Source organism: Anabaena sp. UHCC 0187, assembly GCF_009712035.1.
In the GTDB taxonomy this organism is placed as follows: domain Bacteria; phylum Cyanobacteriota; class Cyanobacteriia; order Cyanobacteriales; family Nostocaceae; genus Dolichospermum.
In genome coordinates this window covers 47,447-62,111 of the sequence record NZ_VILB01000014.1, presented here as the reverse complement: position 1 = coordinate 62,111, position 14,665 = coordinate 47,447, and the positions used below count along the sequence as shown (strand labels likewise).

The window sequence follows — 14,665 nt, the reverse complement described above, 5'->3', positions numbered from 1 at the left end:
TATCTGAATCTACTCAATTTTTTGTCATCCATATACCTGCGGCCAAGTCGTCAATAAAAATACTATAACTGCGCTGATAGCTAAGACACCTTGAATCAAATTCCCCACAACTGTTCCCACAGTAATTCCTATACCAGCTTTCACCGCAGGCCATAATTGCCGTTGGTAAAGGAACTCACCTACAATTGCTCCTAAAAGTGGTCCAAATAGAATTCCTAACAAGGGTCCACCAAAGGGTAAAGCTGGTAATAATCCAAAGAATCCCAGTAATAAACCCACAAATGCGCCAATTTGTCCCCACTTACTAGCACCGGCTTGTTTTGCTCCAATGTAACCAGCAAGGAAATCAACACCCATACTCAGGAGTAAAACAATGATTGTCACAATCAGGGGAATTTTGATAGCTGCAAAGGAATTACTGACAATTCCCCAAATAATAATAGATACTAGAATCAAACTACTGCCAGGTATAGCCGGAACTACCGCACCAATAATTCCTACCAACATTACAGCCACTAAGAGTAAATAAATAATTTGCATAATTACTTGGTAAGGAGTCAGGAGTCAGAAGGAAGAAGGGAGAACAAAATTACTAATCACGCATCACCCATTACTAAGGGTTACAGCTAATTTATCCGCAATTCCAGCAATCCAGTTTTCATCTTGTTTCGTGTAACTGCGGGGAGCATTTGCCGCTAAAATTAAAACCCCTTCTTTACCAATTGGTTGACAAATTACACCTTGGGTATTTTCTGGCAAATAATCAAATTCAATTTTACCAGGATAGACATACAAAGCCACTAAATAAATTGGCTTTTGTGTTTCTAATACTTTTTTTAAGATTATTCCTGGTACTACTTCCGATTTAGGAGCTAGAATCCCGCGACGTAACAGAACTTTACCTTGATAATAAACTATAAGCGATCGCGTGACTGTATTTGTTAATAATAACCGCGATGCCCAGGCTAATTCTATTTTCACGGTTTCTGGTAAATCTGCTGCTAAAAAAAAACCCTCTTCCCCAATCAATTCTACTGTCTCAGGTGTGCGCGGCTGTACCTGTTGCCAAATCAAACCAGTTAAAATCAACACGGCACTCAAAATTACCCCCAGCACATCCCCCCGTGCTTGGGAATTTGTCAGTTCCGGTGTTAACAACCGATTCATTAACAAAAGTACAGCACCTAAACCCCCAACAACCAAGGGTAAACGCCGTAAAACTCGATTGGGATCTGATTTAGTCATTTGTTAGTTGTCAGTTGTTAGTTGTCAGTTGTCATTGGTAAAATTCTTTCTCCCTCTGTCACCGTGGCGTAGTACCTGTCACCTAACTTCTTACTCTTCCCCCGCTTCCAGTATGCGTTGGAAAAGATAACCAGTACCTCTCGCGGTGAGAATTAGTTCTGGGTTGCTGGGATCATCTTCTAATTTTGCCCGTAACCGGGAGATATGTACATCCACAACGCGAGTATCTACATGGCGTTCGGGAGTATATCCCCATACTTCTTGCAAAATTTCCGAACGGGAAAAAGCTTCACCCGAACGGCTGACTAACAATTCTAATAAGCTGAACTCCATACCGGTTAAGCGAATTCGCTCATCACCCTTATAAACTTGACGCTTATTTGTATCAATTTTGATGGTACTGACATGAATCACCCCAGAACTGGGAATACCATTTGCACCTGTTTTATCTACCCGTCGTAAGACTGAGCGAATCCGTGCTTCTAGTTCTTTGGGTGAAAAGGGTTTAACGACATAATCATCAGCACCCAATTCTAAGCCTGTGATGCGGTCTGCCACATCTCCCAAAGCGGTGAGCATAATAATGGGGACATCCGATTCTTTGCGTAATTCTTGACAAACGCCATAACCATCTAGTTTTGGCATCATTACGTCTAAAACTACCAGGTCTGGTTCAGCTTTGCGAAATATTTCTAAAGCTTCCTCACCATCTCCCGCTGTCACCACATCGTAGCCAATCATGGAAAGGCGTGTTTCCAAAATCCGACGAATGCTGGCTTCGTCGTCTACTACCAGGATTTTTTCTTTATGACTTTCCAAGTTTTGTCATGCTCCTTAACTAAAATTTTTCATGATTAACTTTTAATATCATAATATTAAGATATCATTGCTCTCAATTGATTTGGAAAGAGCTTCTAACTATTACTATTATTAAATTTGCGTTTTTTCCAAAAATTAAGAAAAAATTAAGATTATTAACTAAAAATTAAGCATGGCCAAGCCAAAAACCATTTATATCTGTAGTAGTTGTGCAGCGGAATTTTCCCAATGGTTCGGAAAATGTTCAAATTGTGACACTTACGATTCTTTAGTTGAGCAGAATATTAGTGCTTTTATCGGGGATATACCTAGCCGATCTGGTGTGGGAAATTGGCAAGCTGGGGGTCATAGTAAGTCTCATAATAAACCAGCTAAAGCTAGATCCGCCTTGACTTTTGATCAAATTAGCGATCGCCAAATTGCGCGTTGGGAATCGGGTTATGGGGAATTAGATCGAGTTTTAGGTGGTGGCATAGTTCCCGGTTCGATGGTGCTAATTGGTGGTGATCCTGGTATCGGCAAATCTACTTTATTACTGCAAGTATCTAACCAACTAGCGCAGAAATATCGGATTCTCTACGTAACTGGGGAAGAATCAGGACAACAGGTAAAATTGCGGGCTTCTCGGTTGGGAATGTCAAAAACCCCTACAGTAGTCACAGAAGAGAATAAAAGCAAAGATGCCGAAGGAACAACAAAAGATTCGGAAACACCCATAGATCCTGACAGTATCGGCGCAGATTTGTATGTTTTGCCAGAAACGGATTTAGAAGAGATTTTGCGGGAAATAGACTCTCTAAAACCTAACGTGGCGGTAATAGATAGTATCCAAACAGTGTTTTTTCCAGCTTTGACATCAGCACCAGGTTCAGTTGCTCAAGTTCGGGAATGTACCGCAGCTTTGATGAAAGTGGCAAAGCATGAAGATATTACGATGTTAATTGTCGGACACGTTACCAAAGAAGGAGCGATCGCTGGACCGAAAGTATTAGAACACTTAGTTGATACCGTATTATATTTTGAAGGCGATCGCTTTGCTTCCCACCGATTATTAAGAACTGTAAAAAACCGTTTCGGAGCAACACACGAAATTGGTATATTTGAAATGGTATCCCAAGGATTAAAGGAAGTTGATAATCCTTCCGAACTGTTTTTAGGCAATCGTGATGATCCTGCTCCCGGTACAGCCATTGTCGTTGCTTGTGAAGGAACTCGTCCCATAGTTGTAGAATTGCAAGCTTTAGTTAGTCCTACCAGTTACCCCTCTCCTCGCCGGGCTGGTACAGGCATAGATTATAACCGCTTAGTGCAGATTCTCGCCGTCTTAGAAAAGCGAGTGGGGATACCTATGTCCAAATTAGATTCCTACGTTGCTTCTGCGGGGGGATTAAATGTAGAAGAACCAGCGGTAGATTTAGGAATTGCCGTGGCCATAGTTGCCAGTTTCCGAGATCGAATAGTTGATCCTGGTACAGTCATAATTGGGGAAGTAGGATTAGGGGGACAAGTGCGATCAGTTTCCCAAATGGAACTACGCTTAAAAGAAGCCGCGAAACTGGGATTTAAAAGAGCCATAGTTCCCAAAGGCACAAAATTCCCTGAAATTGGTATAGATATCTTGCCAGTAGGTAAAGTCATAGATGCAATTATTGCTGCTGTACCTCATCAAGAATTGACAGAAGAAGATTTAGACCCGGATGAGGATGAATAATCAAAGGCTAGGATTTAGTAGTTCAAAATAATACAATTGTTGGATAACCCTTTCCAAAAGTGGAGAGGGGTTTTTTATTTCTCACATTTTTATAAAAAAGTTTGATAATGCTGTTCTAATGCAATTAAATTAGAAGTTTAAGGTATGATAGTTTCCTTCTACCAAATCAGTAATATTAGGTTAAGTATTTGACTACTTAAGTACAACCTTAATCAGCACTTAAATAAATCTCAACTATAGACAATAGTATCTTAACTTTCGACTGATATTGTTGATGCCATTACCTGCAATTTCTCATCAGCAAATTGTCTTTCTATCGAAATACTTTAAATACTACTTCTCCTATGGTGACACTCAAAGGTTTTGCTTCCCTTCCTGCCGATACCTTCGCGGCTGGCCCTGCTTCGGGTGCGGCTCTTACCAACCCCACAAATGGACGCACTACACCCTTTCCCGGTCAACCAGTACAAGGTTTTAGTGGTGTCCAATTTGCGCCTAATGGTGGTGGTTCTGTATTTTGGTTCTTAGCAGATAACGGTTTTGGCGCAAAAAATAACAGTGCTGATTTTCTCCTGCGACTTTATCAAGTTGACCCCAATTTTGCGGGTACAGAAAACGGTAATGGTAGTGTAGCGGTTCAAAACTTCATCCAACTGTCTGACCCCAATAAGTTAATCCCCTTTGATATTGTCAATAAAAACACCACAAAACGGGAACTCACCGGGGCTGATTTTGATGTAGAGTCCTTTGTAATTGATGCCAAGGGTGATATTTGGGTAGGTGATGAATTTGGAACTTACCTACTGCATTTTAATAGTAATGGTGTTTTATTAGATGCACCCTTCGCTACTCCTAACCCTGTTAAACTGAATACCCTCAACGGTCAAAACCCGATTGTTATTGGCCATCGTGGTGCTAGTGGTGAACTGCCAGAACATACAATAGAAGCCTACCGACTGGCGATTTTGCGCGGTGCAGACTTCATTGAACCAGATTTAGTCTCTACCAAAGATGGGGTATTAATTGCCCGTCATGAACCCAATATCATCAATACTACTGATGTCGCCAGTCGTCCTGAATTTGCATCGCGCAAACGAACGGAGATTGTAGATGGTGTGTCAGAAGAAGGTTTTTTTGCTTCTGATTTTACCTGGGAAGAAATCAAAACCCTCCGCGCTGTGATGCCTCAAGGTTTCCGTGATCAGGTATATAACGGTGTTCTACAAATTCCCTCACTGAGCGATATCATTGATTTACTCAAAGAGGTGGAAGCACAAACGGGTAAGAAAATTGGTATTTACCCAGAAACCAAACACCCCACCTATCACGATAAATTGGGCTTGTCACTGGAAGAAAAACTGATTGACACCCTCAAGGCTAAAGGATTTACTGACCCCAAACGAGTCTTTATTCAGTCCTTTGAAGTCAGTAATCTCAAAGACTTAAATAATAACATCATGCCATCTAAGGGCGTGGATCTTCCTTTGGTGCAATTGCTTGATGCTTACGATGTGGCTAATGATGGAACATTGTTGTATCAAGATGTTAATGCTCGTCCCTATGATTTCGTTGGGAAAGGTGACACGCGCACTTATGGAGATTTATTAACTCCCGCTGCTTTGAAAGAAATTGCTGCCTATGCTGACGGTATTGGGCCTTGGAAACGTCAGATTATTTCGGTGAAGACGGTAGACAATAACAACGATGGTCAACCTGACGATCTCAATAACGATGGCACAATCAACGATGCTGACAAGGTTACTCTAGCGCCAACGAGTTTGGTTAGTGATGCCCACAAAGAGGGTTTGGTTGTCCATCCTTACACCTTCCGCAATGAAAGCCGTTCTCTAGCATCAGATTACAACAACAATCCTGAATTAGAGTATCGTCAATTCATTAATTTGGGTGTAGATGGTTACTTTACCGATTTTCCAGGGACAGGTGATTTAGTACGGGATCAAATTACTGCTAATGAAGTGAGATCGCCCCAAAATCCCACTGTGCTTTCCACTCCTAAATTTGATACCCTCACAGGACAAGCCCCCATTGTCATCGGCCATCGTGGTGCCAGTGGTGAACGTCCAGAACATACCCTAGCTGCTTACAAATTAGCGATCGCTCAAGGCGCAGATTTCATTGAACCCGATTTAGTGGTGACAAAAGATGGTGTCTTAATTGCCCGTCACGAACCCATGTTAGCAGTTGGTGTTCTCAATACTGATGGCACAATTCAACGAGATGCCAATGGTAAACCGGTTATCAATACCACTGATACCAGCACGGATGTTTATTTGCGTGATAAGTTTGCAGATCGCCTGAAAATCAAAGATTTAGATGGTCGCAATGTAGCAGGTTGGTTTGCTGAAGATTTTACTCTAGCAGAAGTCAAGGAACTGAATGCGATTGAACGGATTCCTGCTTTACGTGGTACTACTTTTGATAAGGATGGATTGAAAGTACCCACCCTGGCAGAAGTAATTGATTTAGTGAAACAAGTCGAACTAGAAACCGGTCGCAAAATCGGTATTTATCCTGAAACCAAACACCCTACATTCTTCCTAAAACCAGAAAATGGTAGTTTAAACACTAGCCAAATATTGGTAAATACCCTCAAAGCTAATAACTTTACCGATCCTGCTCGTGTTTTCATCCAGTCCTTTGAAGTTGCCAACCTCAAGGAACTCAACAACACAATTATGCCCGCCGCAGGGATTGATATTCCTCTGGTGCAATTGTTCGGTGGTTCAGGTCGTCCTTATGATTTTGTCGTTGCTGGTGATACTCGCACCTATACCGATTTATCCACACCCACAGGTTTAGCGGAAATTGCTACCTACGCGAAAGGAATTGGCCCTAATAAACAGCGGATTATTCCTCAGTTGACGGTGGATGCCAATAAGGATGGACAGCCCGATGATTTGAATGGTGATGGACAAATCAGTGATGGAGACCGTGTTTTAGGCACTCCTACAACCCTGATTCAAGATGCCCATAAAGCTGGTTTAATCGTCCATCTCTACACTTTAAGAAATGACGAATTCTTCCTTCCCGATACTTACAAAAACGACCCCGGTGCAGAATTCCGTAAGTTCATTGATTTGGGTGTAGATGGTTTCTTTACCGACTTCCCCAAAACAGGGCGACAAGTTCTAGTTAATGATTACCTAGCTGGTACAGGCTATGCCAATCCTAACGGGAATTTAAATACCCCTTACTTCAATAATTCACCAGAATACTTTGCTCCTAATCAGCCCTACTACGGCGACCTCGTAACCGCAAACCTCAACCGTTCCCAAGGCTTTGAAGGCATGGCATTTAGTCCAGATCGTCAAACCCTCTATCCCATGCTGGAAGGAACTGTTGTGGGCGATCCTGCTGGTTCTGTACGGATTTATAAATTCGATGTGGCAACCAAGGCATTCACGGGAATTGTTGGCCGCTATCAATTAGTCAGTACCAGCAATGCTATCGGTGATTTTACCCCCATCAATAACAACGAGTTTTTGGTAATTGAGCGCGATAACTTGCAAGGTAGCGCCGCAGGCTTCAAAAAGATATTCAAGGTAGACTTCAGCAAGATTGATGCTAACGGCTTTGTTTCCAAAGAGGAAGTTGCTAACCTTCTCAATATCCAAGACCCCAACGATCTGAATGGTGATGGTAAAACTACCTACGATATGCCATTCCAAACCATTGAAGATGTGTTGGTACTCGACAACAAAACCATTTTGGTAGCAAACGACAACAACTATCCTTTCTCTATTGGTCGTCCTCCAGGAATTGACAACAATGAGATGGTGATTTTGGAACTTGACAAACCCCTCAACCTTGATTCCCGTTTAGGTTTATCTGCGGCTATAGCAGAAGCTACCCAAGTTGTTGCAGGTACACCTAAAGAAGACGATTTGTTTGTTAGTAATGGGTTTGATGGTATCAACGACACCATCTTCACTGGCGCAGGTAATGACAAAATAGATACTGTCTTGGGTGCAAGTTCTCCCTTTGCTGGCAACAACATTATTGATGCTGGTAGCGGTGACGATAGTATTTTTGTCAATAAAGGCGAGCGCGCTTTCGGTAGTGATGGTAATGACTACTTTGAGGCTAGAGATGGTCAAGGTGGAAACCGGATGTCCGGTGGCGCTGGTAATGATACTTTCTGGTTAGGTAGCAATGACCGGGCTTTAGGTGGTGATGGTAACGACAAATTCTATGTTAGTCTTGGTGGCGGTAACTTCCTCTCAGGTGGTGCTGGCGCTGACGAATTTAGAATCTTTAACGTTGAAGCGCCAAAAGCTGCTAATACCATCCTTGATTTCCAAATTGGCACTGATAAGATTTATATTCTGGGTTCTACTGCATCCAACTTCAACTTAAAACAAGTTGGTGGTAATACAGAGATTATCTTTGGTGATCAAACTATTGCTGTTCTCACGGGTATTCAAGCCAGTAGTTTGAATTTGAATAACACTAATCAGTTTTTCTTGGACTAATTCAACATTAATACTAGGCAAAAACGTTGAATTAGTCAGGTAAGATATTTCTGGGACAGCACTCAATCATGATGTTTTTCAAATACAGATTATCCTAAAAACATCACAACTAGACATCTAGTCAAAATCAAATGTGCGTCATCTAAAAACATTGTAGAGACATTCCCTAGGACTTCTCTACAATGTTTCTCCTGTTTCTCTTTCTCTGCCGCTAGATCACCTTTATGTGAAATAAATTCATACTCTTAATCAGCAATACCAATTTTTATTCCTAAAAATAATCCTTTGAATTATTTTCTGATAACGTCCACTTATTGTTCCCTTAACCTATTTGGTTAATGCTGCTAGATAGGATCTAACCAATTATTTTATGTGATTTTCTAAAATCACAGGGGAAATTTAACTTATGGCACTAACAGCAGGAAATATCGCATTTGTTGGGTTTAATGCAGATGGTAATGACAACATTGCTTTTGTGGCATTAGTTAACATTAATCCCGGAGAAGTCATTATTTTTGAAGATAACGAGTGGAATGGTACGGCTTGGGTTGATACAAATGAAGGTGCTTTCAGTTGGACAACCTCATCTTTAGTCACCGCAGGAACAATTGTCCGCATGGACAACATTGGTAATGGAACAATCACAGCCAGCACGGGAACAGTCGTAGATGCTTCCTTGTTATCACCATCACGGGGTACAAATCGCGGGATTGGTGCAGGAGATGAAGTGATCTATGCCTATCAAGGAAGTGCAGCTTCACCCACTTTTATTACAGCGATCGCTAGTGGTGGATTTAATGTTACTAATGGATTATTAACCAATACAGGCTTAACGGCTGGACTAAATGCGCTGGATTTATCTACTCTAGATGATGATGCAGATGTAGCAGCTTTTAATGGCACTCGTAGCGGACAGGCTAACTTCGCGGCCTATTTGCCAATTATTAATAATCCTACCAATTGGATTGCTCAAGATGGGACAGGTGATCAGAGTATTGATAACACAGCCCCAGATGTGCCATTTAGTAGTACAGCATTTACATTAGGTGCGGTATCCAATGCTGGTATTACCCTTGGCACAACCACAACCCAAAATATCGCTATTACCAACAATGGTGCTAGTGTTTTAACTAAAATCGGTGGTTTCACTAGTAGCAATGGTAGTGAAATTCCTGCTTTTGATCCCATTAGCGATCGCCTATTTGTGGTTGCCGGTTCCGTAGTCGAAATCCTCAATCTCTCTAACCCAGCTAGTCCTAGCAAAATCGGTGATTTGGCATTTAATACCACTGGTGATCCTGATGGGGCAACTGCGGGTGGTTTTACCCTAATTCCCAATAGTGTGGCCGTCGGTAAAGTAGGAACTGTGAGCGCTGGAATCGTAGCTGTAGCGATCGCTATTACCAATCAAACTACTGCTAATGACAATGCAGGGGAAGTTCAGTTTTTCAATGCGGCCACAGGTGCTTTTATTAGTAAAGTGAATGTGGGCTTCTTACCCGATATGCTCACCTTTACCCCCGATGGCACAAAGGTTTTAACCGCTAATGAAGGTCAACCTAACAATGCTTATACTACCGATCCTGTCGGTTCAGTCAGCATCATTAACCTAGGTGGTGGTGTTGCGACTCCTACCGTCCAAGAAGCATCCTTCACTTCATTCAATAGCCAAATTGATGCCCTCAAAGCGTCAGGAGTGAGAATCTTTGGCCCTGGTTCATCAGTTGCTCAAGATGTTGAACCAGAATATATTGCCTTCTCAGGTGATGGGACTAAAGCTTGGGTAACGTTGCAAGAAAACAATGCCATCGCCGTCGTAGACATTGCTACAGCGACGGTAGAGTCAATTTTGCCTTTAGGTGTCAAAGATTATAACAGCGTCAACACGACCAAATTAGAAACCTTCACCTTTAACAACCTACCCTCCATTGGCACGACTCCAGCAGGACAAGAACTTTTCTTGGGTGGCTTTTCCGGTCTGTTTTATGAAGGAAAAGCAGCAAATGGTAATCTCAAATTTGTTGCTCACACAGATCGTGGACCCAATGGTGAACCCACTGGTAGCAATCGTCCTTTCCTTTTACCAGACTTCATTCCCGAAATTGTCCGTTTCGAGTTAAACCGTACCACAGGTGCAATCGCAATTACCGAGCGAATCACCATTAAACGAGCCGATGGTACACCTATCACAGGATTACCTAATACCAGCATTGTCGGTGGTAACGGTAATACAGCTTATAATGATGAAATCCCTGTGGATCTCAATGGCAACGTCATCACACCGAGAGATACCTTTGGTGCTGACTTAGAAGGAATTGTGGTCAACCCCACAGACAAAACTTTCTGGATGGTAGATGAGTATCGTCCAGCGATTTATCAGTTCGGTAGCGATGGTAAATTAATCGAGCGGTTTGTTCCCCAAGGCACAGCAGCCGCAGCAGGTCAAGCCGTTGGCACTTTTGGCACAGAAGTATTACCGGGAATCATTGCCCAGCGTCGCCAAAACCGGGGCTTTGAAGCGGTGGCACTGAATACAGACACCAACAAGCTTTATGCCTTTGTTCAAAGTCCTATTCGCAACCCCGAAACCCTCAGTAATGCCAATTTGAATAATCTCAACAATGTTCGGATTATTGAATTTGATCTAGGGACAAAAACTGTAACCGGTGAGTACCTCTACCGCCTAGACAATGGCAATTTGGGAACAGTCAATAATACCCGCCCCGATAAAATCGGTGATGCAGTCTATATCGGTAATGGCCAGTTTTTGTTAGTTGAACGGGATGATGATGCGATTGACAGCGATCCCCTCAGCAACATTGAGAAAAAGGTTTACCGCTTTAACTTAGCCAATGCCACCAACATTATCGGCAAAGATGCACCCATTGATTTAGGTAGTGGTGTCCTCAAAACCATTGACCAAATGACCCCTGCTGAACTAGCCACTCAAGGAATTAATCTGATTGGTAAAGTTCTCCACGTAGACTTAGCCCAAGCCGGTTATAACACAGTAGAAAAAGTGGAAGGGCTGGCATTTATAGATGCCAATACAATCGCCGTAATTAACGATAATGACTTCCAAGTAGCAGGGATTACGATTAATCCTGCCACAGGAACTTTTACTCCAGACCCTAATCCCGAACCAGTGGTTTTAGGACTGATTACAACCAATTCTAATGCCTTTGATGCAAGTGATCGTGATGTAAATGGAACTTCTGGGGGTGGCGGCAAAATCAATCTTCAAAACTGGCCTATTTTTGGTTTATACCAGCCTGATAGTATTGCTTCCTACACAGTTAACGGTCAAACCTACTATATTACCGCCAATGAAGGTGATACCCGTGATTATGCAGGATTTAGTGAAGAAACTAGCGTTGCTGCCCTCAATCTCGACCCGACAGTTTTTCCAGATGCAGCTACCCTCAAACTTCCTCAAAATTTGGGTCGTTTGACCGTAACCAACACCCTCGGTGATACTGATGGGGATGGAGATATCGATCAAATCTTTGTGTTTGGTGGTCGTTCCTTCAGCATTTGGGATAGCACAGGTAAACAAGTTTACGATAGCGGCGCAGATTTCGAGCGAATTACGGCTGCGGCTTTACCTGGAAACTACAATTCCAACAACGATAGTAACAACTTTGATAATCGCAGCGATAACAAAGGCCCAGAACCAGAAGGTGTGGTCATTGGGGTGATTAAAGATCGCACCTATGCCTTCATTGGTTTAGAGCGTGTAGGCGGTGTGATGGTTTATGAAGTCACCAATCCCCACACACCCCAATTTGTCCAATATGTCAATACCCGCGATTTCAGCCTTAGTGCTACTTCAGGTTTAACTGATTCCGGACCCGAAGGATTAACCTTTATTTCCGCCAACGACAGCCCCAACAGCAAACCTTTGTTAGTTGTTGCTAACGAAATCAGCAAAACTACTGCCATTTTTGAAGTCAATGCACCGACTCGCATTAGCGACATTCAAGGTACAAGTCACACTTCGCCTTTTGTCGGTAAAGTTGTGACGGCGGTTCCCGGTATTATCACTGCTGTAGATTCCAACGGGTTTTATCTCCAAGATCCCAACCCCGACACCAACATCGCTACATCTGAAGCTATCTTTGTGTTCACCAGTAGCGCACCTACGGTTAAAGTTGGTGACTCCATAACTGTTACAGGGACAGTCAGCGAATTTACCCCTGGTGGTGTCAGCACAGGCAACCTATCAACTACTCAAATTGGTGGCAATCCTACCATTACCATCCTTTCCAGTAATAACCCTCTACCTGCTGCCACTATCATCGGTGCCGGTGGACGGATTCCACCTACACAGGTAATTGACAACGACGGACTGGCATCCTTTGATCCCACCACTGACGGGATTGATTTCTTTGAATCTCTGGAAGGAATGCGCGTTACTGCTAAAAACTTAGTTGCAGTTAGTCCTACTAATAGTTTTGGGGAAATTTACACTGTTGTAGATAATGGAGCCGGAGCAACGGGTTTAAGTCAGCGTGGCACAATCAATATCTCACCCAATGACTTCAATCCCGAACGCATTCAAATTGATGCCGACAACGGGGTGTTTGATTTTGCTTTCCCCAATGTCAATGTTGGGGCTAAGTTGGGGGATGTGACGGGAGTAGTTGGCTATAACTTCGGTAACTTTGAAATCATTCCCACTCAAGCTTTTGTCAGCAATATTCAGCCTTCCACTTTGCAACCGGAAGTCACGACTCTGAATAAGGGTGGTGATACTTTGACGATTGCTACTTATAACGTCCTCAACCTTGATCCTAATGATGCTGATGCTGATGCTGATACAGATATTGCCAATGGTCGGTTTGCAGCGATCGCCCAGCAAATTGTCAATAATCTCAAAACTCCTGATATCATCGGTTTACAGGAGATTCAAGACAATAGCGGTAGTACCAATAATGGTGTTGTCAGTGCCAGCGTCACCTTACAAACCCTTATTAATGCGATCATTGCCGCAGGTGGACCAACTTACAAATTCATTGACAATACTTTCATTACCAACAACACCAATGGCGGAGAACCAGGTGCAAACATCCGCACAGCATTCTTATATAATGACAGCCGGGTGGATTTAGTAGAAGGCTCTGTCAAAACCGTTCCTTCTTCTTCCTTTACAGCCTTCACTGATAGCCGACTACCCCTAATTGCAAACTTTACTTTCAACGGTGAAGAGGTGACAGTGGTAAATAATCACTTCTCCTCTAAAGGCGGTAGTAGACCCCTCTTTGGAGTTAATCAACCTTCTGTTGGTGGTGAATCTGGTGGCAACGGACAAGAAAATAACAGCATTAACGGCTCTTTAGATCAGCGTCGCGCCCAAGCTGAGGCAGTGAAAGGTTTTGTGGATTCTGTTTTTGCCACAAAACTCTATCCTAATGTGGTTGTTGTGGGTGATTTAAATGAATTTGAGTTTATTTCTCCCTTGAACATTCTTGCAGGTGGCAACCTCACCAATCTTTCTAATGCCCTGCCAGAAAACGAACGTTATACCTACATTTTCGATGGTAATTCCCAATCCCTCGATCATATTTTGGTGAGCAATAATTTGAGCAGTTCTACCCAGGTAGATATTGTTCATATTAATAGTGAGTTTGTAGATAACGCCCAAAGAGCTAGTGATCATGATCCAATTTTAGCTGCTCTGAAAATAATACCCAGTGTTTCTACATTGGTCAGCGTCGGTACACCAGGCAATGACGATATCTTAGCCGTTAGAGGTCAAAGCTTTGATGGTAAACAAGATATCCTCTTTACAGGTGCAGGAAATGACACTGTAGAGATCACTAGCGTATCCGCATTCTCTGATGCTGGCGACAACATTATTGATGCAGGTAGCGGTGAAGATACAATCTTTGTGAATAAAGGCGATAGCATTTTTGGTAGTGATGGTAATGACACTTTTGAGGCTAGAGATAGCAAAGGTGGCAACCGTATATCTGGTGGTGTTGGTAATGATATTTTCTGGTTAGGTAGCAATGACCGCGCTTTAGGTGGTGATGGTAACGATAAATTCTACGTTGGACTTGGTGGCGGTAACTTGATTGCCGGTGGCGCTGGTGCTGATGAATTCAGAATCTTTAACGTTGAAGCGCCAAAAGCTGCTAATACCATCCTTGATTTCCAAATTGGCATTGATAAGATTTATGTTCTGGGTTCTACTGCATCCAACTTCAACTTAAAACAAGTTGGTGGTAATACAGAGGTTATCTTTGATAATAAAGCCGTAGCGATTTTGACTGGTATTCAAGCCAGCAGTGTGAACTTAACTAACACTAACCAGTTTGTTTTTGCTTAATCAGCATTTAGAAGTTTAGTTATTAGGGGTGGATTTTTAAATCCGCCCTTTCTAACAAGCAAGTGA

At 42.6% G+C, this 14,665-nt stretch carries 6 protein-coding genes; 3 read left to right on the top strand and 3 right to left on the bottom strand.

Annotation, left to right across the window (positions count from 1 at the left end):
• Nucleotides 1-24 precede the first annotated feature (24 nt).
• From FJR11_RS16765 to rpaB, 3 genes are all read right to left on the bottom strand, one after another.
• Nucleotides 25-540 (bottom strand): DUF456 domain-containing protein, encoded by a 516-nt coding sequence (locus tag FJR11_RS16765; protein WP_168505692.1) that lies wholly within the window; start codon nt 538-540, stop codon nt 25-27.
• Between the two features lie 63 nt (nt 541-603).
• Complete coding sequence (locus FJR11_RS16760; RefSeq protein ID WP_168505690.1) at nt 604-1,245, bottom strand: cofactor assembly of complex C subunit B; 642 nt, start codon at nt 1,243-1,245, stop codon at nt 604-606.
• Between the two features lie 90 nt (nt 1,246-1,335).
• Nucleotides 1,336-2,064, bottom strand: a complete 729-nt coding sequence (gene rpaB / locus FJR11_RS16755; RefSeq protein ID WP_168505688.1) for a response regulator transcription factor RpaB — start codon at nt 2,062-2,064, stop codon at nt 1,336-1,338.
• A gap of 172 nt (nt 2,065-2,236) precedes the next feature.
• On the opposite strand from rpaB, the gene radA reads away from it, so the two are divergent.
• From radA to FJR11_RS23625, 3 genes are all read left to right on the top strand, one after another.
• Nucleotides 2,237-3,775: a DNA repair protein RadA gene (radA, locus tag FJR11_RS16750; protein WP_168505686.1), complete on the top strand. Its 1,539-nt coding sequence runs from the start codon at nt 2,237-2,239 to the stop codon at nt 3,773-3,775.
• A gap of 305 nt (nt 3,776-4,080) precedes the next feature.
• Nucleotides 4,081-8,268, top strand: a complete 4,188-nt coding sequence (locus tag FJR11_RS16745) for a glycerophosphodiester phosphodiesterase family protein (RefSeq protein ID WP_254444773.1) — start codon at nt 4,081-4,083, stop codon at nt 8,266-8,268.
• Between the two features lie 406 nt (nt 8,269-8,674).
• Complete coding sequence (locus FJR11_RS23625) at nt 8,675-14,599, top strand: choice-of-anchor I family protein (RefSeq protein ID WP_168505684.1); 5,925 nt, start codon at nt 8,675-8,677, stop codon at nt 14,597-14,599.
• Nucleotides 14,600-14,665: the final 66 nt, after the last annotated feature.